This window comes from Citrobacter sp. Cf125, assembly GCF_030333935.1.
Taxonomy (GTDB): Bacteria; Pseudomonadota; Gammaproteobacteria; order Enterobacterales; family Enterobacteriaceae; genus Citrobacter; species Citrobacter freundii.
The window spans coordinates 403,426-423,432 of the sequence record NZ_JAOWEY010000025.1 but is presented as its reverse complement, the minus strand read 5'-3'; the positions used below and the strand labels follow the sequence as shown (position 1 = coordinate 423,432).

General features: G+C 50.8%; 20 protein-coding genes. 12 read left to right on the top strand and 8 right to left on the bottom strand.

What is annotated here, in order from left to right:
* Positions 1-385 precede the first annotated feature (385 nt).
* The 8 genes from citC (at position 386) to rna (ending at position 8,040) form a co-directional block, all read left to right on the top strand.
* Positions 386-1,462 carry a [citrate (pro-3S)-lyase] ligase gene (gene citC / locus OGV89_RS18650; RefSeq protein ID WP_003022129.1) on the top strand — a complete coding sequence of 359 codons (1,077 nt, stop codon included), beginning with the start codon at positions 386-388 and terminating at the stop codon, positions 1,460-1,462.
* The gene (citD, locus tag OGV89_RS18645) at positions 1,459-1,755 is read left to right on the top strand and encodes a citrate lyase acyl carrier protein (RefSeq protein WP_003022125.1); all 297 of its coding nucleotides are present in this window, start codon (positions 1,459-1,461) and stop codon (positions 1,753-1,755) included. The genes citC and citD overlap by 4 nt, the downstream gene beginning before the upstream one ends.
* Positions 1,752-2,660 carry an aldolase/citrate lyase family protein gene (locus OGV89_RS18640; RefSeq protein WP_003022123.1) on the top strand — a complete coding sequence of 303 codons (909 nt, stop codon included), beginning with the start codon at positions 1,752-1,754 and terminating at the stop codon, positions 2,658-2,660. Before citD ends, OGV89_RS18640 begins: the two co-directional genes overlap by 4 nt.
* A gap of 9 nt (positions 2,661-2,669) precedes the next feature.
* Complete coding sequence (citF, locus tag OGV89_RS18635; RefSeq protein ID WP_003022120.1) at positions 2,670-4,202, top strand: citrate lyase subunit alpha; 1,533 nt, start codon at positions 2,670-2,672, stop codon at positions 4,200-4,202.
* Between the two features lie 3 nt (positions 4,203-4,205).
* Entirely contained in the window at positions 4,206-4,760 is a 555-nt protein-coding gene (gene citX, locus OGV89_RS18630; protein ID WP_016149774.1) for a citrate lyase holo-[acyl-carrier protein] synthase, read from the top strand.
* Positions 4,729-5,634, top strand: coding sequence for a triphosphoribosyl-dephospho-CoA synthase CitG (gene citG / locus OGV89_RS18625; protein WP_003835603.1), 906 nt, complete (start codon positions 4,729-4,731; stop codon positions 5,632-5,634). The genes citX and citG overlap by 32 nt, the downstream gene beginning before the upstream one ends.
* A 25-nt stretch (positions 5,635-5,659) precedes the next feature.
* Positions 5,660-7,123 (top strand): citrate/succinate antiporter CitT, encoded by a 1,464-nt coding sequence (gene citT / locus OGV89_RS18620; RefSeq protein WP_003022114.1) that lies wholly within the window; start codon positions 5,660-5,662, stop codon positions 7,121-7,123.
* Positions 7,124-7,233: 110 nt separating this feature from the next.
* Entirely contained in the window at positions 7,234-8,040 is an 807-nt protein-coding gene (gene rna, locus OGV89_RS18615; protein WP_016149773.1) for a ribonuclease I, read from the top strand.
* 41 nt (positions 8,041-8,081) lie between these two features.
* Here the strand turns inward: rna and OGV89_RS18610 are convergent, their stop codons facing one another.
* Positions 8,082-8,705, bottom strand: a complete 624-nt coding sequence (locus OGV89_RS18610) for a flavin reductase family protein (protein ID WP_003022109.1) — start codon at positions 8,703-8,705, stop codon at positions 8,082-8,084.
* Between the two features lie 96 nt (positions 8,706-8,801).
* On the bottom strand, positions 8,802-9,632 hold the full coding sequence (locus OGV89_RS18605) for an alpha/beta fold hydrolase (protein ID WP_044712726.1): 831 nt from the start codon (positions 9,630-9,632) through the stop codon (positions 8,802-8,804).
* 275 nt (positions 9,633-9,907) lie between these two features.
* Here OGV89_RS18605 and rnk point away from each other — a divergent pair, with 275 nt between their 5' ends.
* Together rnk and uspG are read left to right on the top strand one after the other, a co-directional pair.
* Entirely contained in the window at positions 9,908-10,318 is a 411-nt protein-coding gene (rnk, locus tag OGV89_RS18600) for a nucleoside diphosphate kinase regulator (protein ID WP_003022104.1), read from the top strand.
* 183 nt (positions 10,319-10,501) lie between these two features.
* Positions 10,502-10,930, top strand: coding sequence for a universal stress protein UspG (gene uspG / locus OGV89_RS18595; RefSeq protein WP_003022101.1), 429 nt, complete (start codon positions 10,502-10,504; stop codon positions 10,928-10,930).
* Positions 10,931-10,999: 69 nt separating this feature from the next.
* On the opposite strand, the gene OGV89_RS18590 is transcribed toward uspG, so the two are convergent.
* The 6 genes from OGV89_RS18590 to ahpC form a co-directional block, all read right to left on the bottom strand.
* Positions 11,000-11,767 carry a dimethyl sulfoxide reductase anchor subunit family protein gene (locus OGV89_RS18590; protein ID WP_286559116.1) on the bottom strand — a complete coding sequence of 256 codons (768 nt, stop codon included), beginning with the start codon at positions 11,765-11,767 and terminating at the stop codon, positions 11,000-11,002.
* A complete protein-coding gene (locus OGV89_RS18585; protein ID WP_060855584.1) occupies positions 11,767-12,324 on the bottom strand; it encodes a 4Fe-4S dicluster domain-containing protein in 558 nt (185 codons plus the stop codon). The genes OGV89_RS18590 and OGV89_RS18585 overlap by 1 nt, the downstream gene beginning before the upstream one ends.
* Complete coding sequence (locus tag OGV89_RS18580; protein ID WP_060855583.1) at positions 12,321-14,591, bottom strand: molybdopterin-dependent oxidoreductase; 2,271 nt, start codon at positions 14,589-14,591, stop codon at positions 12,321-12,323. The genes OGV89_RS18585 and OGV89_RS18580 overlap by 4 nt, the downstream gene beginning before the upstream one ends.
* Entirely contained in the window at positions 14,588-15,142 is a 555-nt protein-coding gene (locus tag OGV89_RS18575; RefSeq protein ID WP_069219714.1) for a TorD/DmsD family molecular chaperone, read from the bottom strand. The genes OGV89_RS18580 and OGV89_RS18575 overlap by 4 nt, the downstream gene beginning before the upstream one ends.
* A 223-nt stretch (positions 15,143-15,365) precedes the next feature.
* Positions 15,366-16,931: an alkyl hydroperoxide reductase subunit F gene (gene ahpF, locus OGV89_RS18570; RefSeq protein ID WP_003835619.1), complete on the bottom strand. Its 1,566-nt coding sequence runs from the start codon at positions 16,929-16,931 to the stop codon at positions 15,366-15,368.
* Positions 16,932-17,085: 154 nt separating this feature from the next.
* Positions 17,086-17,649, bottom strand: a complete 564-nt coding sequence (gene ahpC, locus OGV89_RS18565; RefSeq protein ID WP_002894394.1) for an alkyl hydroperoxide reductase subunit C — start codon at positions 17,647-17,649, stop codon at positions 17,086-17,088.
* Positions 17,650-18,015: 366 nt separating this feature from the next.
* On the opposite strand from ahpC, the gene dsbG reads away from it, so the two are divergent.
* Together dsbG and citR are read left to right on the top strand one after the other, a co-directional pair.
* Entirely contained in the window at positions 18,016-18,762 is a 747-nt protein-coding gene (dsbG, locus tag OGV89_RS18560) for a thiol:disulfide interchange protein DsbG (protein WP_286559114.1), read from the top strand.
* 204 nt (positions 18,763-18,966) lie between these two features.
* The gene (gene citR / locus OGV89_RS18555; protein ID WP_139935209.1) at positions 18,967-19,881 is read left to right on the top strand and encodes a DNA-binding transcriptional repressor CitR; all 915 of its coding nucleotides are present in this window, start codon (positions 18,967-18,969) and stop codon (positions 19,879-19,881) included.
* Positions 19,882-20,007 lie beyond the last annotated feature (126 nt).

The following is a 20,007-nucleotide window of genomic DNA, read 5'->3' as shown; positions in this document are numbered from 1 at the left end:
CTTCCTCATCCACGTTACCCGAAACTTATTTCTCATTGTAGTTGTAATAGAAATGTTTTATTTACACGTTACGGTATAAAACAAGATCGTTGCAGATTCCCCACTTTAAATCAATTAAACAAATTAAAACCACACGCTATTTCGAGGTTAAATTAATTAAAAAACTTAAAACCATAAAACACATTAAAACCTTCTAACTTATTGTGAAATAAATCAAAAATTACCTCCAAAATACCCCTTACGATGTATGCAGCAGGGAAAAAAAGAAATACTCCGTAATAAAAAACCATTCCCTTCAATTGCAAACAAAACGTTATCAGGTTGCTAAGCAGAGCAACAAAAACAGAAACCCAGTAACAAATATAGCATCGGGGCTCTATTCACTATGTTCGGTAATAATATATTCACGCAAGTTAAACGCTCAGAAAATAAAAAGATGGCGGCTATCACGCAATTTCTGAAAGAGAATGATTTGAGCGTTGACACCACCGTCGAAGTATTTATCACCGTCACCCGTGACGACCGCCTGATTGCCTGCGGCGGTATCGCTGGGAATATTATTAAATGTGTCGCCATCTGCGAATCCGTACGGGGCGAAGGCTTAGCGCTGACGCTGGCGACCGAGTTAATCAACCTCGCCTATGAGCGCCACTGTACGCACCTCTTCATCTATACCAAAACCGAGTACGAATCGCTGTTTAAACAGTGTGGCTTTTCTACGCTGACCAGCGTTCCCGGCATTATGGTGCTGATGGAAAACAGCACCACGCGTCTGAAACGTTACGCTGAATCTCTGGCAAAACAGCGTCGTGAAGGGAAAAAAATTGGTTGCATCGTCATGAACGCCAACCCCTTCACCAACGGACATCGTTTTCTGATCCAACAGGCGGCCGCACAATGTGACTGGCTGCATCTGTTTTTGGTCAAAGAGGATACCTCACGGTTTCCGTATGAAGACCGGTTGGATCTGGTGCTTAAAGGGACAAAAGATATTCCACGTTTAACCGTGCATCGCGGTTCGGAATACATCATTTCCCGCGCCACGTTCCCGTGCTACTTCATCAAAGAGCAGAGCGTTATTAACCACTGCTACACCGAAATAGACCTGAAAATCTTCCGCCAGTACCTGGCACCGGCTCTCGGCGTTACACATCGTTTCGTCGGTACCGAGCCGTATTGCACCGTCACCTCCCAGTACAACAACGATATGCGCTACTGGCTGGAGACCCCAACGCTTCCCGCCCCACCGATTGAACTGGTGGAAATTGAGCGGCTGTGCTTCCAGGAGATGCCGATTTCCGCCTCTTGGGTGCGCAAGTTGCTGGTTAAAAAAGATCTCACGGCTATCGCATCCCTGGTCCCTGACGCCACGCTGCACTATCTGCAAAGCATGGTTGAACGAGCCTCATCAGGTGCGGCAGTCCGCCAAAATACCCCCGCATTAGCAACAGGTGAAAAATGAAAATAAACCAGGCAGCCGTCGCAGGCACACTCGAGTCCGGTGATGTGATGATTCGCATCGCCCCACTCGATTCGCAGGATATTGACCTGCAGGTTAACAGTAGCGTCGAAAAACAGTTCGGTGATGCCATCCGCACCACCATCCTGGACGTTCTGTCCCGCTACAACGTACGCGGCGTGCAATTAAATGTTGATGATAAAGGCGCACTGGACTGCATTTTACGTGCGCGACTGGAAGCACTACTGGCCCGCGCTGGCGGTATTCCGGCACTGCCATGGGAGGATTGCCAGTGATTTCCGCATCTTTGCAACAACGTAAAACCCGTACTCGCCGCAGCATGTTGTTCGTACCGGGTGCCAATGCCGCCATGGTCAGCAACTCGTTCATCTACCCGGCAGATGCACTGATGTTCGACCTGGAAGACTCCGTCGCGTTGCGTGAAAAAGATACCGCTCGCCGCATGGTGTACCACGCGCTGCAGCATCCGCTGTATCACGACGTTGAAACCATCGTGCGTGTAAACGCCCTCGACTCCGAATGGGGCATCAACGACCTTGAAGCAGTGGTACGCGGCGGTGCTGACATCGTACGTTTACCGAAGACCGATACCGCGCAGGATGTCATCGACATCGAAAGTGAAATTCTGCGCATCGAGAACGCCTGTGGCCGTGAACCCGGCAGCACCGGCCTGTTAGCCGCCATTGAGTCGCCGTTAGGCATTACCCGTGCGGTAGAAATTGCCCACGCTTCCGAGCGCCTGATCGGTATTGCTCTGGGTGCGGAAGATTATGTGCGTAACCTGCGCACTGAACGCTCGCCAGAGGGTACTGAACTGCTGTTTGCCCGCTGCTCTATTTTGCAGGCTGCACGTTCTGCCGGTATTCAGGCGTTCGACACCGTGTATTCCGATGCCAACAACGAAGCAGGTTTCCTGCACGAAGCCGCACACATCAAGCAGTTGGGTTTTGACGGCAAGTCGCTCATCAACCCGCGCCAGATCGAACTCCTGCATAACCTGTACGCCCCGACGCGCAAAGAGCTGGCTCACGCCCGTTTGGTCGTAGAAGCCGCTGAAGCCGCTGCCCGCGAAGGTCGTGGAGTGGTTTCCCTGAACGGCAAAATGGTCGACAGCCCGGTTATCGAGCGCGCCCTTCTGGTTATCTCCCGTGCAGAACTTTCCGGCATTCGCGAAGAATAAGGCAAAAAAATGACGCAGAAAATCGAACAGTCTCAACGCCAGGATCGCGTGGCGACCTGGAGCCGTCATGCAGAAAGTGAGCTTTCCGCTTATCAGAGCACCGCAAAAGTAGAACTACAGGCGCAAAAACCGCGCGACAAAAAGCTGTGCGCTAACCTGGAAGACGCCATTCGTCGTTCGGGTTTACAGGATGGCATGACCATCTCTTTCCACCACGCTTTTCGCGGTGGCGATCTGACCATTAACCTGGTGATGGACGCCATCGCCAGTATGGGTTTCAAAAACCTGACGCTGGCCTCCAGCTCTCTGAGCGATTGCCATGCTCCGCTGGTTGAGCACATCCGTCAGGGCGTGGTCAGCCGTATTTATACCTCCGGGTTGCGTGGCCCGCTGGCGGAAGAGATCTCCCGTGGCCTGCTGGCCGAACCGGTACAGATTCACTCCCACGGTGGACGTGTACACTTGGTACAAAGCGGCGAACTCAGCATTGATGTGGCGTTCCTCGGCGTACCGTCCTGCGACCAGTTTGGTAACGCCAACGGTTATACCGGTAAAGCATGCTGCGGCTCACTGGGCTATGCCCGCGTAGACGCCGAAAACGCGAAACAGGTTGTCCTGCTGACTGAACAACTGCTGACCTATCCACATAACCCGGCCAGCATTACACAGGATCAGGTAGATCTGATCGTGCAGATCGATCAGGTCGGCGATGCGGACAAAATCGGTGCTGATGCGACCCGCATGACCACTAACCCGCGTGAACTGTTAATCGCCCGTAGCGCGGCAGAGGTCATTGCTAACTCCGGCTACTTCAATGAAGGCTTCTCACTGCAGACAGGCACCGGCGGCGCTTCTCTGGCCGTGACGCGTTTCCTGGAAGACAAAATGCGCAGCCGCGATATCCGTGCTGACTTCGCGCTGGGCGGCATCACCGCCACCATCGTGGATCTGCATGAAAAAGGCCTGATTCGCAAACTGCTGGACGTGCAGAGCTTCGACCGTAACGCGGCTGAGTCCTTGGCCCGCAACCCAAACCACATTGAAATCAGTGCAAACCAGTATGCCAACTGGGGTTCAAAAGGCGCATCCGTTGACCGTCTGGATGTGGTGGTACTGAGCGCATTAGAAGTAGACACCAACTTCAATGTGAACGTACTGACCGGTTCTGACGGCGTACTGCGAGGCGCATCCGGCGGACACTGTGATACGGCTGTGGCCGCAGCGCTTTCCATCATCGTCGCACCGCTGGTTCGCGGACGCATCCCGACGCTGGTTGATAACGTGCTGACCTGCGTAACCCCTGGCTCCAGCGTTGACATTCTGGTCACTGACCACGGTATCGCCGTCAACCCTGCACGTCCGGAACTGGCAGAACGACTGAAAGAAGCCGGTATGAAAGTGGTGTCCATTGAATGGCTGCGCGAACGTGCACAGCAACTCACCGGTCAGCCACGCGCTATCGAATTCACTGACCGCGTGATTGCCGTTGTGCGTTATCGCGACGGTTCAGTGATTGACGTTGTGCATCAGGTGAAGGAATAAGCCATGCGCCTGCTCCCTGAACTCGCCACCCAACACGCGGTTTCGATTCCCGAGCTGCTCGCCAGCCGCGATGAGAGACAAGCAAGGCAACAGGACTGGCTGACACGCCACTCTGCACCACTGGTCTCGTTTACCGTAGTCGCACCGGGTCCGATTAAAGACAGCGAATTAACCCGTCGCATCTTTAATCACGGCGTAACCGCCTTGCTCGCGCTGGCGGAACAATCTGCCTGGATTGTCAGGGAGCAAACAGCGCTGGTTTCTGCCAGCGGTCCAGAAGGTCTTTTGTCTATTGAGGCTCCGGCCCACGACCTCAAGCTCGCCACGATTGAACTTGAGCATTCACACCCGCTGGGACGGCTATGGGACATCGATGTCCTGACCCCTGAAGGGGAAATTCTGTCCCGGCGTCATTTCGCACTCCCTGCCCGCCGCTGTCTGCTGTGCGAGCAAAGTGCTGCCGACTGTGCGCGGGGTAAAACCCACGCACTTTCCGACTTACTCACTCAGATGGAGGCACTGCTGCATGATGCCGATTCCCGCAACATCAACCAATAATGCAGTCCTTCCTCTGGATCTGCCTGATGCTTACGCAACGCTCGCGTGGCGCGCCATGCTGACTGAAGTCAACCTGTCACCTAAACCCGGTCTGGTAGATCGTATTAACAACGGCGCGCATAAAGATATGGCACTGGAAGATTTTCATCGCAGCGCCGAAGCGATTCAGGCCTGGCTGCCACGTTTTATTGAATATGGGGCGTTTAGCGCACAGCTATCGCCTGAGGATGTATTGAAAGGACTGCGCCCGCTAGGCATGGCCTGCGAAGCTGATATGTTCCGCGCCACCGCTGGGGTGAACACTCATAAAGGGAGCATCTTTTCTCTGGGCCTGCTGTGCGCCGCCATTGGCCGCCTGCACCAGCTCCAACTAACTGTTACCGCTGAAACCATTTGCTCTACGGCAGCAACATTTTGCCGTGGTCTGACCGAGCGCGAACTGCGCCAGAACAATCAACAACTCACGGCAGGCCAACGTCTTTATCAGCAACTGGGATTAACCGGCGCACGGGGCGAAGCCGAAGCGGGATACCCGCTAGTCATCCAGCATGCCCTGCCGCACTACCGCGCACTGCTGACTCAGGGCCGTGACCCTGAACTGGCGTTACTCGACACTTTATTGCTGCTGATGTCTATCAACGGCGACACCAACGTGGCTTCACGTGGCGGCGCAGAAGGTCTGCGTTGGCTACAGCAGCAGGCCACCGCCCTGATGCAGCAAGGGGGGATTCGTACCCCTGCCGATCTCGAATACCTACACCAGTTCGACCAACAGTGCATTGAACGCAACCTCAGTCCCGGAGGCTGCGCCGATCTGCTGATCGTCACCTGGTTCTTAGCTCAGATTTCACAAGTTCATCATTATCACAATTAAAGATCCTTTCCGGAGAATCACACACATGTCTTTAGCAAAAGATAAAATATGGAAGTTACTGGCCCCATTGGTCGTAATGGGCGTCATGTTTCTTATCCCCGTCCCTGATGGAATGCCTCCACAGGCCTGGCACTACTTTGCCGTGTTTGTGGCGATGATCGTCGGTATGATCCTCGAGCCAATTCCGGCAACAGCGATCAGCTTTATCGCCGTAACGATCTGCGTTATCGGCAGCAACTATCTGCTGTTTGATGCTTCAGAACTGGCCGACCCGGCATTTAAAGCGGGTAAGCAAGCGTTGAAATGGGGTCTGGCGGGCTTCTCCAGCACCACCGTGTGGTTGGTGTTTGGTGCGTTTATCTTCGCACTGGGTTATGAAGTCACCGGTCTGGGTCGTCGTATCGCGCTGTTCCTGGTGAAATTCATGGGTAAACGCACCCTGACGCTGGGCTATGCGATTGTTATCATCGACATTCTGCTGGCGCCGTTTACACCGTCTAACACCGCGCGTACCGGTGGTACCGTATTCCCGGTTATCAAAAACCTGCCGCCGCTGTTTAAATCATTCCCGAACGATCCTTCCGCGCGCCGTATCGGCGGATACCTGATGTGGATGATGGTAATCAGTACCAGCCTGAGCTCCTCTATGTTCGTGACCGGCGCTGCGCCAAACGTACTGGGTCTGGAATTCGTCAACAAAATTGCCGGTATTCAAATCAGCTGGCTGCAATGGTTCCTCAGCTTCCTGCCGGTCGGTATTATTTTGCTGATCGTTGCTCCGTGGTTGTCATACGTTCTGTACAAACCAGAAGTCACTCACAGTGCTGAAGTTGCCGCATGGGCCGGTGATGAACTGAAAGGCATGGGTAAACTGACCCGTAAAGAGATAACGCTGATCGGTCTGGTTCTGCTCAGCCTGGGCCTGTGGGTCTTCGGTGGTAAACTGATTGATGCAACCGCAGTGGGTTTGCTTGCTGTCTCCCTGATGCTGGCGCTGCATGTGGTACCGTGGAAAGACATTACCCGCTATAACAGCGCATGGAACACCCTGGTTAACCTCGCCACGCTGGTCGTTATGGCGAATGGTTTAACCCGTTCAGGCTTCATCGACTGGTTCGCCAACACCATGAGCACGCACCTGGAAGGCTTCTCGCCTAACGCGACCGTAATCGTGCTGGTGCTGGTGTTCTACTTTGCTCACTACCTGTTTGCCAGCCTTTCTGCACACACTGCCACCATGCTGCCGGTTATTCTGGCTGTCGGTAAAGGTATCCCGGGCGTGCCGATGGAACATCTGTGTATCCTGCTGGTACTGTCCATCGGTATCATGGGCTGTCTGACTCCATATGCAACAGGCCCTGGCGTTATCATCTACGGATGTGGTTATGTGAAGTCCAAAGACTACTGGCGTCTGGGTGCTATCTTCGGCGTTATCTACATCTCTATGCTTCTGCTGGTCGGCTGGCCGATTCTGGCGATGTGGAGCTAATCATTTCGGTTCACACCTGATGAAAATGATGCCAGTCAGCTAAACCTGACTGGCATTTTTTATGATTAAATAGATGATATTCAGAATTTATATAAGTATCCGAAATCATCATGACATCAACATGGCGTTATTCTTCGTTGCTGGCAGCACTCCTGCTGCCAGTTTCTGCAGCTCAGGCCGATGAACTTCAGGCAAAACAGTACGCTGATTTTGACAGCTACGTGTTGGCCCTCTCCTGGCAAACTGGATTTTGTCAGAGCCAACACGAGCGTAATCGTCAGGAGCCTGACGAATGTCGTTTACAAAAAGAGAGCGCAGACAAAGCGGATTTCCTGACCGTTCACGGTTTATGGCCCAGCCTGCCTAAATCCATTGCCGCCCGTGGAGTCGACAACCGCCGCTGGATGCGTTTTGGCTGCGCGACTCGCCCTATTCCCAACCTGCCTGAAGCACGTGCCAGCCGTAAATGCGCGGCCCCCGAAACCGGGCTGTCGCTGGAAAGCGCAGCAAAACTCAGCGCCGTAATGCCCGGCGCTGGAGGGAGATCCTGTCTGGAACGTTACGAGTATGCCAAACATGGCGCGTGTTTCGGTTTTGATCCCGACGCGTACTTTGGCACGATGGTACGGCTGAATAATGAGGTTAAGAACAGCGAGGTGGGCAAATTCCTGGCGGAAAACTACGGCAAAACTGTCAGCCGTAACGCATTTGACGCCGCAGTTGCCAAAAGCTGGGGCAAAGAGAACGTCAAAGCTGTGAAGCTAAGCTGCCACGGCAATCCGGCGTATCTCACTGAGATCCAGTTATCCCTGAAAGCCGACAACATCAACCAGACGTTATCTGCACGGTCATTCTTACCGCAACCGCATCCGGGTAGCTGCGGTAAACAGTTTATTATCGACAAAGTGGGATATTGAAACTTGCGACCGACGCTGCAAGCTGGCGTCGGTCCGTAAGCTCAGCGTTTTGCTCGTGCATCCGGGCGAACTAAATCAAAACGGTGTGTTTCACTGATCGAATAATACGCCGTTGGCCCACCTGCACGCAGTACCGGCTTCGCTTTCGCCGTCTGATAGATGCCGTCTTCCAGGAGTGTTTCATCAATGTGGATGCCCACCACTTCCCCCAATACCAGCCAGGTATCAACCGGTGAGCCATCAGCGGTAGTCAGTTGCAGGCTTTGCGATAAGCGACACTCAAAATTGACCGGGCTTTGCGCCACGCGCGGCACGTTGACTATCCGGCTATCTGCTTTACTAAGCCCGGCGGCAAAAAACTCGTCCTCACCGTGCGGCAAGCTGGCTGACGTTTCGTTCATCGCAGTGGCCAGCTCAAGAGTCGTCAGGTTCCAGACAAATTCACCGGTTTCGATAATATTCTGCACGCTGTCTTTCCAGCCGCTGCTAGCGAAACCGATAATCGGCGGATGATAGTTAAAACAGTTAAAGAAACTGTATGGTGCCAGATTGTGCCGACCATTGCCGTCACGCGACGCAATCCAGCCAATCGGGCGCGGTCCAATGATGGCATTTAGCGGGTCATGCGGTAAGCCGTGTCCCTGTGACGGTTGATAGAAATACATAGCGTTCCCTGTTGAAGTTAACGTCAGCGCAGCACAAATTATGCTTCGCTCATCCCCCTGGAAAAAGAAGATCAGCGTAGAACAATCTGCCAACGATTACGACTGAATAAAGTTGAGCAGGTCACCGTTGATCTGTTGTTTATGGGTGGTGCAAATGCCATGCGAGCCGCCGACATATACCTTCAACTGCGAATCAGGCAGTATTTCCGCCGCGATCTTTCCGCAGGTTTCAAACGGGACAATCTGATCGTCATCACCGTGGATCACCAGCGTCGGGATGGTCATCTTTTTGAGGTCCTCACGCAGATCTGTTTCCGAAAACGCGTGGATACAGTCGTACAACGCTTTGATGGAACCTTGTAAACCCTGTTCAACAAAACTTTCCCTGACGGCTTTCGACTCTTTTGCGCCAGGACGGTTGTAGCCATAGAATGCAGCGGTTAATTCATAGAAAAAGGCGGCGCGATCGTTCACAACCCCTTCACGGATGCCATCGAATACCTCTTTCGGCACGCCATTTGGATTAAAGTCGGTCTTGATCATAATGGGCGTCACCGCGCCAATTAACACCGCTTTTGCGACCCGCTGCGTTCCATGGCGGCCAATATACCGCGCCACTTCCCCGCCGCCGGTAGAGTGTCCGACATGGACGGCATCTTTAAGATTGAGATGCGCGGTAAGTTCAGCCAGATCGTCAGCATACTGATCCATATTGTGACCATCCCAGGGTTGGGCCGAACGCCCATGCCCACGCCTGTCATGGGCGATCACACGAAATCCTTTCGACCCGAGGAATAACATCTGATCCTCAAACGCATCTGCCGTCAGCGGCCAACCATGACTGAAGACAATGGGCTGTCCACTTCCCCAATCTTTAAAATGCAAATAGCTGCCGTCTTTCAAGGTAAGTTTGTCGTACTGGCTCATGAGATCTCCTGTCGCGGAACACTGAGTTGTTTGACGCGCCCGCAGCGAGCGCTTAAAAAGCATAATGCAAATTGGAGAACGATCACGTTTTTCGGCTAAAATCACACCATACGCGACAATATTGATGATTTGCCTGAATGTGAACTAAATCACTTCAAACATGGGGTAAGTCTCAGTATCATCATAAAAGCTAAACCCTTGCCGCCTGACGGTGAGGGTTTTCTTTTGGGATTATTTACCTGCGCACCCGCAGTATCGACGACATGGAGTAATAAATGTCCAGACCAACTATCATCATTAACGACCTCGATGCGGAACGCATTGACCGCCTGTTGGAGCAACCTGCGTTTGCTGGTTTACCGATTGCCGACGCCCTTAACGCCGAGCTGGATCGTGCCCAAATGTGTTCTCCAGAAACCATGCCGCACGATGTCGTGACCATGAACAGCCGCGTGAAATTCCGCAATCTGAGTGATGGCGAAGTCCGTGTGCGTACCCTGGTGTATCCGGCCACTATGACTGACAGCAGCACACAGCTTTCGGTAATGGCACCTGTCGGCGCTGCACTTTTGGGGCTGCGCGTTGGTGATACCATTCACTGGGAACTGCCAGGCGGGACCTCAACGCACCTCGAAGTTATTGAGCTTGAGTACCAGCCTGAAGCTGCAGGCGACTACCTGCGCTAACTCTGTCTTATCAAAGCCACTCGCTTTATCTTACAGGGGATGCATCCGCATCCTCTTTCCGGTTAGCTCTCCCTGCTCCTCGCTTTCTTTCCTGTTCGCAAAACATAAATCTGTGTCGTGACTGACAGAATCATTTTTAATACTATGCTGTTATGTGTTCATGTAATGACAAGGAGAATGTTTATGTACAACACAATCATAATGCCTGTTGATGTATTCGAAATGGAACTGAGCGACAAGGCTATTCGCCATGCAGAATTTCTGGCCCAGGATAAAGGGGTTATCCATCTGCTGCATGTGCTGCCAGGCTCAGCGAGCTTAAGCCTGCACCGCTTTGCCGCTGACGTTCGCCGTTTTGAAGAGCACCTGCAACACGAAGCGGAAACCCGTCTGCAAACGATGGTCGGTCACTTCAGCATCGATCCTTCCCGTATTAAGCAACACGTCCGCTTTGGCAGCGTCCGTGACGTGGTCAACGAGTTGGGTGAAGAGTTGAATGCAGATGTCGTTGTCATTGGGTCGCGTAACCCATCAATCAGCACCCATCTGCTCGGCTCAAACGCTTCCAGCGTTGTCCGTCACGCGACTTTGCCAGTGCTGGTTGTTCGTTAACTGCCACTGATTCGCTAAAGAAAACCCCTGCCAGGTTAACGCCTGACAGGGGTTTTTATTACCTCACGATCAATACAAATGACCGATATTCACGATGGTGCTGATCGTATCGCCAAAGAACGTCAGACGACTCAGGAATATGCCAACAAACAGCAGGACAAAAATCGCTTTTGCGCGACGCTCTCCCTGACGGCTTAGCACAAAGGCCACCGCCAGACACACCAGACTCGCCAGATAAAGCGGCGACGTCAGCCAGGCATGCGCCGTCATCTGCATGATAGTGCCGCCGCTTAGCCAGGTAATGGGCGCGGCGATCATGACCGCCATACACACAACAATCCCCTGGCGCAATGCGGCAACGGCAGGTGCAAGGTTAAGCAGTGGAATCGCCGCACACCCCATCACCCACACCGTGATAAAGAACAACAGCATTGTCAGACCGTTGGCTATCGCCACCATTGCCGGGGCAGCATAGGTCATCCCCTGCACCGCCACCAGCGCGATACCGAGAACAGAGGCCAGAACAGCTGGCGCTTTGTGCCCTTTTGCCAAAAACGTCACCCCGACCGCCGCACCGTATAAGGTTGCGCCAATAATTTCACGGCTCAGCCAGGCGTGCTGCAGGTTAATCAGGGCATCGTAGGCGCGATCCGGATGTGCAAGGTGCAGGATCGCTGCAACGGACGCCACCGCCAGAACCAGCCCACTTACCAGCCAGTACAGGCGTTTGCTTTCCAGTTTTCCTTGCAGCGTGCGTAGCGTCAGAATGAGCGTGATCCCAACCGACATCTGGCTCAATACGGTAAAAATAACCAGCGGAAGTTCATACTTTTCCATTACTTGCCCTCCGGCTGCTTCGGCTGACGCGCAAGGATAAAACGCGTGCCAGGATTAAGCTGCGGCATACGCGGGAATCCCGGCGGATACTGTACGGCATTGTCAGGTATAGGATCGGCATCCAGATCGATAAGCGTCAGCGCACCTACCGGACAGGCATTCACGCAAGCCGGTTGCATACCAACATCAAGGCGCTCGTAGCACATGCTGCATTTTTCCGCTTTCTTCGTCTCCTCATTAAAACGCGGCGCACCGTATGGGCAGTTGCGGATACAGTTTTTGCATCCAATACAGCGCTCCGGGTTATGCACCACGACACCATCTTCACGCTTGGTGTACGCCTCTACCGGACACGCCGCCAGACAGGCCGGGTTTTCGCAGTGGTTACAGGCCAGCGAATAGAACGCCCGCTCTTCATGCGGATAAATTTCTTTATCCAGCGGGTAGACATAGCGCCAGAAACGTTCAGGTTCCAACTGGTTAAAACTCTTACACGCCATTGCACAGCCACGGCAGCCGATGCATTTATCGCTATTAACTACAAACGCGCGTCTCATGCCGCTGCTCCTTTACTGATCAAAATGATGTCCGCAAACTGACTGTGGATAGCCGCACCTGGCGCACCGGTTTTCATCATCCCCATATCGGCTGGGGTATCCGCCACCACGTTTTGAACGTTGTATTTCCGTTTCGGGAACCACGCCTCGTACATCACCAGGAAATCTTCCGGAACGTTAGCGGTTACCTTCGCACGCAGTTCTACTTCACCTACGGTGTTAAACACTTTCACCAGGTCGTTTTCGGCAATGCCTCTTTTTTCTGCGGAAATCGGATGCATATAGACAAACGGCTCCGGATAGAAGACCTGCATCCAGTCAAGGTTGATAAATTGGGAATGGATACCGAACTGCACATGCGGTGTAAACAAGTGGAATGGCAGCGTGCTTTTCGCCTCCGGTTTGTATTCCGGCAGCGCCGTATGACCATTTTTCTCACACAGCTCAGATCTGAACTCAAACTTTCCTGAGGGGGTTTTAAATTTGCGGTCATACCAGGCCGCAGAACTCGGCAAAATGGCTTTTTTCGGGCCATCCAGTAAGTCATCCCAGGAGGAGATGCCAAACATTTTGGCCATTCCGTCATTGAATTCCTGGTCCAGCCAACGCTTATGATTGAACTCCTGCGGGAATGTGCAAGAACCCGGCTCCAGCTTGTTGATTGTGCGGGAAAGTAAAACGGCGATTTCCAGATCGCATTTTGCCTCGTACATTGGCTTAATTGCAGGCTGGTTGATTGAGAGCCAGTAGTGCCAATATGAGGCGTCTACGTTCCACTCTTCAAAGGCCGTGGTGACAGGCAAAACGATATCGGCATGCTGGACGGTCTCGTTAAAGAACTGATCGGCACAGACCACCATTTCCAGTTTTTCGAATGCTTTTTCCATCTTGCTGCGATCAAAATCCTGAGCAAACGGGTTCTTACAGGCAACCCAAAGCATTCGGACAGGCGGCTCGTTGGCTTCCAGAATTCCCTTGGCGGTCTGGTTGATATTCAATGAGCGATCGGAATACTGTGCGACTTCCCCCGCAGAACCAAACTCGCTGGTAGTTCCCGCCGCACCTGGCATACCGATGGAGCCTACCGGTGGCTTCTGCAGCATGGCGTTGTAGTTAAAGCCCCAGGTATGCAGATGACCGTAGCGAGCGCCGCCGCCTTCAATGCCAATATTGCCGGTCATTGCCACAAAGGCATCGATCGCCCGTACGTTAGCGCCGCCGTTAACATGACGCTGCATGCCGTAGCCAATCCACACGGTAGCAGGGTTAACCGCGGTAAATTCTTCCGCCAACTGGCGAATAACATCCGCCGACAGCCCGCAAATCTCAGACGCCCACTCTACGGTAACGCTGTTGCGCAGATAGGCTTCGAATTCCGGGTAACCGTGGGAATAGTTGTTGACGAAATCCTGGTCCACCAGACCTTTATCCACCAAATGACGTGCCATACCCAGCGCCAGCGCACCATCAGAACCAGGACGAACGCGTAAATAGAGATCGGCTTTCGCAGCGGTCTGGGTTAACAGCGGATCGATAACGACCACCTTCGCCCCTTTCTCCCGCGCCTGGTAGATATACTTCATGGTGTGCATAGAGCACCAGGCCGGGTTAGCGCCCCAGATAATGATGTATTTTGCTTTCACAAAATCTTCCGGGTCGTTACACCACATATCACCCATATCGTAGTTCTGGGCATCGATACCGGCTGGCCAGCAAGGTGTTCCGGCAAAACGCGTGGTGTAACCCAGCGAAGACATCATCCCTTCAACCGCATAGTTCAATACCCCAAATTTGCCGGAATATTTGGTCATCGCCAGACCCAGCATTGAACCGTCTTTCTTTTTAATCTCCAGCATCTTGGTCGCAATGCGCTGCATTGCTTCGTCCCAGGAAATACGACGCCAGTTCCCACTGCCGCGAACATCCTGAACCATCGGATATTTAATGCGATCCGGGCTGTATACCCGACGCGGGTAGCTCAGTCCCTTCACACACGGAGTTCCATGCGTAAACGTTGACTCAGGCGCACCCTCCACAAAGGTGATGACGTCATCCTTCACCCAGGTTTTCAGGCTACAAGTGTCATAGCAGTTACGCGGACAGGCGTTACGATAGATTTTGTAGGTTTTGGGGTTAAATGGAATGGGCGGTTGCGCCAATGCACAGCGTGAAGTCAGCAATCCCCCTGGCAGGGCTGCGACCGTGCCAAGGGCAATCAACCCTTTCAAAAATGAACGTCTGTTCAGAACTCCCGGTTCATTACTCATATTGATACTCTCGTTTTTAATTCATCAAGCCAAGAAGACAATCTTCCAGCAACGTTTTTCAACGTGGCGGTTTGTGCATTTATATTTATTTTTTCTATATACTCGGGCACCCACACCGCGACATACTCAGAGGCATATCGAGTAAGGGTCACCTGGTATTCTGACGATGCTCTGGCATTAGCTGATAATAAAACCGCCAATTCCAATACACAGGAAATATGATCATCCGGAATATTATTCACTACACTTATAGATAACCCTATATTTGCCATGAATTCCCGAATGCTAAGGGTTGATTTACCCATTACAAGGGCATCTTCTTCAAGATAAACCGAGGCAAACGGCGCGGCCTTTAGCTTCTGCGGTCCGACAAACAGCGCATTGAAGTCGTACTCCGCTTCCAGCCACTCCTGCTCTGTTAGCGCCGAGGCATTTGTATCTAAAGCTGAATAAGCCGCTTTCAGCGTGCAATTATCGTGAGAGATAAAAAAATCACGTAACAATAACCCTGTCGATTCAAAGATCGTCAGGGTTTCATATATTTCACCCATGAATTAACCAACCATTTATTCACACAACAAATGAAAAAATAATGCAGGTTAATATAATAAAGATAACGCCCTCTCTTTCTTTGATGAAAATAATGATCAGGCTAATTAAGTGAATGTTTTATACGGTTTATTGTTTCAAGAATTGACAATGTGAGTATATGGAAATAAAAAACCGCCAGCGGATGACTGGCGGTTTTGGCATTGCAGGTGAGTCTTACTCTTTTTATGCTACTGTCGTGCGAATCAGATAATCAAACGAACTCAACGAGGCCTTCGCGCCTTCACCGGTCGCGATGATAATCTGCTTATACGGTACGGTGGTGCAGTCACCGGCAGCGAAAACACCTTTCACGCTGGTTTCGCACTTGGCATCGATGATGATTTCACCCATGCGATTACGTTCAACGGCGCCTTCCAGCCAGTTGGTGTTCGGCAGCAGACCAATCTGTACAAAGATACCGGCCAGTTCCACATTGTGAACATCCCCGCTCACGCGGTCACGATACTCCAGGCCAGTGACCTTGCTGCCATCGCCTTTCACTTCTGTCGTTTGCGCGTTCAGAATGATGTCGACATTTTTCAGGCTGCGAAGCTTATTCTGCAGCACCTGGTCTGCCTTCATTTCAGGAGCAAACTCCAGCAGCGTCACATGTTCAACAATACCTGCCAGGTCGATAGCCGCTTCAACGCCAGAGTTACCGCCGCCAATTACCGCAACACGCTTACCTTTAAACAGCGGACCATCACAGTGCGGGCAATAGGTTACACCTTTGGTGCGATACTGATCTTCACCCGGAACGTTCATGTTGCGCCATTTCGCGCCGGTGGCGATGATAATGCTACGTGCTTTCAGCACCGCGCCGGAGGCTGTTTCAATCTGATGCAAACCGCCTTCCTGCGCTGCCGGGATCAGTTTGCTTGCGCTCTGGCTGTCGATCACATCGACATCATAATCATCAACGTGTGCTTTCAGCGCACCTGCCAGTTTCTGACCTTCAGTTTTCGGTACTGAGATGTAGTTTTCAATATCAACGGTATCAAGAACCTGACCGCCAAAACGTTCGCCCATCAGACCGGTGCGAATGCCTTTACGTGCAGAGTACACCGCTGCCGCCGCCCCCGCAGGACCAGAACCGACAATCAACACGTCATAAGCATCGCGCTTATTCAGTTCTTCAGCCGCACGTTTTTCTGCGCCGGTATCCACTTTCGCCACGATCTCAGTCAGCGTCATACGACCCTGGCCGAACTCTTTGCCGTTCATAAACACCGCCGGAACGCCCATCACGTTACGATCGGTGATTTCGTTCTGGAATGTACCGCCGTCAATCGCCGTATGTTTGATACGTGGGTTCAGTACCGACATCAGGTTCAACGCCTGCACCACGTCCGGGCAGTTGTGGCAGGAGAGCGAATAATAGGTTTCAAATTCAAAATCACCGTCGAGATCGCGGATCTGCTCCAGCAACGCCTGCGCCTCTTTTGACGGGTGACCGCCGGTCCACAGTAGAGCCAGCACCAGAGAGGTAAACTCATGACCCAGCGGAGAACCGGCAAAACGCGGTCCCTGGTGAGAACCGGGATTGGTAATCAGGAACGATGGCTTACGCACCGCCAGAGTATTGTCTTCTTTAAAGGTGACTTTTTCTGACAGTTCAGCAATTTCAGTCAGCAGTTCCTTGATTTCTGCCGATTTAGCGCTGTCATCCAGCGTAGCAATCAGCTCAACAGGTTTGGTCAGTTTCTCAAGATAAGCCCTGAGCTGGGTTTTCATATTTGTGTCGAGCATTATTCTTCCCTCTCTGAAAACATCATCATGCAAGCCGATTTTGCGGGACTGCATTAATGCAACTTGCGTCATGGTGCTGGAATAAAACAGGCGCAGATTTGCGCCTGTGGAATGCCGGATGCACTACGTTTATCCGGCCTACAAATTATGCGACTTAAATCTTACCAACCAGGTCCAGAGATGGAGCTAAGGTTGCTTCACCTTCTTTCCATTTCGCCGGGCAAACTTCACCTGGGTGAGAAGCGACATACTGTGCAGCTTTAATTTTACGCAGCAGGTCAGATGCATCACGGCCGATACCTTCAGCAGTAACTTCGATTGCCTGGATGATACCCTGCGGGTCAACAACGAAGGTTGCGCGGTCAGCCAGACCTTCATCTTCACGCATGTTGTCGAAGTTACGGGTCAGGGCGCCAGTCGGGTCGCCGATCATCGCGTATTTGATTTTCGCGATGGTCTCAGAGCTGCTGTGCCATGCTTTGTGGGTGAAGTGGGTGTCAGTAGATACGGAATACACATCTACGCCCAGTTTCTGCAGTTCTTCGTAATGGTCTGCAACGTCACCCAGTTCGGTCGGGCATACGAAAGTAAAGTCAGCCGGGTAGAAGAAGAAGACGCTCCAGCGACCTTCGGTATCTTTCTCGGTTACTTCGATGAACTCACCGTTTTTGAACGCCTGGTTTTTGAAAGGTTTAATTTTGGTATTAATCAAAGACATCTGTACTTCCTCCGTGTTTTCGTTGAGAGATAAGTTAACGAAAATCTCTTAGCAGGGCTAATGCGTTTCCTTTATCAAATCAATAAGCGTTAACTAACAACTTACTCAATCGAACCTAAAAGACAAAAGTAAAAAAGGCCCCCTATGCAGGGAGCCTCATTACCCGAGCTACCCGCAGGTAACGTCAGTGCCAGCAGGGCTGGCTATGTGTTGCGCTCTACATTACCTTAACAAAGGTCGTAACAGCGATTGGGATTACATCACCCAACTCAAGAAAGGGCAATCGACGGACCGTCGATCTTACCTATGGCTGCGATAGGTTTTGCAATTAAGCCCCCTTTCCTGCTGATTTTATAAGGAAAATCAATGTTTAAACGTACCTTACTTTTAACCCTGCTCCCTGCCGTGGTGCATGCCGAAGAACTACCTGCTCCCGTTAAAGCTATTGAGAAACAGGGCATTACCATCCTGAAGCCTTTCGATGCACCGGGTGGAATGAAAGGCTATCTGGGAAAATACCAGGACATGGGGGTCACTATCTATGTCACGCCTGACGGTAAACATGCCATCTCCGGCTACATGTATAATGAAAAAGGCGAAAACCTCAGTAATTCGCTCATAGAAAAAGAGATCTATGCCCCTGCCGGACGTGAAATGTGGCAGCGAATGGAAAAAGCGTCGTGGATTCTGGACGGGAAAAAAGAGGCACCGGTTATTGTGTACGTGTTTGCCGATCCCTTCTGTCCCTATTGTAAACAGTTCTGGCAGCAGGCGCGTCCGTGGGTAGAATCCGGTAAAGTTCAGTTGCGTACATTATTGGTTGGCGTAATTAAACCTGAAAGTCCGGCCACCGCCGCTGCAATTCTGGCAACCAAAGATCCGGGCAAAACCTGGCATGACTATGAGGCATCCGGTGGGAAAATGAAGCTGGAAATCCCGGCTTCGGTCCCTGCGGAGCAAATGAAGTTACTGAATATCAACCAAAAGTTGATGGATGATTTGGGGGCCAACGTAACGCCGGCTATCTATTACATGAGTAAAGACGATACGTTACAACAGGAAGTAGGCTTACCGGATAAAGAAAAATTAAAAATTATCATGGGAAATAAATAAAAGTAACAAGATGAGTGATTGTTATCGTTCTCATATCAATCACTCATTTAAATTAACTTCCCTGCTGAAAATTACGCAACTTGTGCTATTTTAGCTAAAGTTAATTATTCATTAAGCACACAAACATAAATTTCAAGAATAACTACCCTTTAAACTATTCCACAATTGAATTTTTCAATACATTACCATCACAGGAAGGTACGCATGGCTAACCTCTATGACCTCAAAAAGTTCGATCTCAACCTGTTGATTATATTTGAATGCATATATCAACATTTGAGCATCAGCAAGGCTGCAGAAACGCTGTACATCACGCCATCAGCTGTAAGTCAGTCATTGCAACGACTGCGTACGCAGTTTAACGACCCGCTGTTTATTCGCTCAGGTAAAGGAATCACCCCAACGACGGCTGGAATTAACCTACATCAGCATCTTGAGAAAAATCTCAACAGTCTGGAGCAGACAATCAACATTATGCATAACTCCAGCCTGAAGAAAAAATTTATTATTTACTGCCCACAACTAACAACAACTATTAATATCGCGGAAGTTATTCATTTTCTCAGAGAAGACTCACATGTCGAAATTGAGCACCATGACATACTCATCACTGCTGAAAGTGCGGAAAACCTGTTGGCTTACAGAAAGGCAGATTTAGTCATTACTACCGCTCCAGTGAGTAATCGCTCGATCATATGCTCGCCATTTAAAACCATCGAAACAGTATTAGTCTGTAACAAAAACCATCCCAGAATTAATGGAAAAACCACGCTTGAAAAAATATTAAAAGAACAGTTTACGCAGCTTCTTTCTGAAGACCCAGGCATTAAAGAATACAGGCAACAAACCAAATTTTTTCTGGAAAATTGTGATGTTGGTTTCCGTAGCGACTCATTGATAACGCTTGCCAACATCATTTCAAATACAGATATCATTGGTTTACTACCAACAGCGATTTATGAGCAATATGCCGGCACATTTAATTTAAAAGAAATTAAAACCGAGTTCCCCTCACCTAAAATAAATTTATTTTTGATGTATAACAGAGCGTCACTCAATAATAATGGGTTTGACGATTTCATTAAAAAAATAAACAACAAGCACAACCTAAAAAACTAACAAGTAGACCTTTATCAATTCATTTTGAATTTGTATGAATAAATGCAATCCAAAATAATTGTGAATATATTAAAAAAGTTGCACCCAACAAAAATTAGCATATCTTATTGTCAGTATTTGTTATTA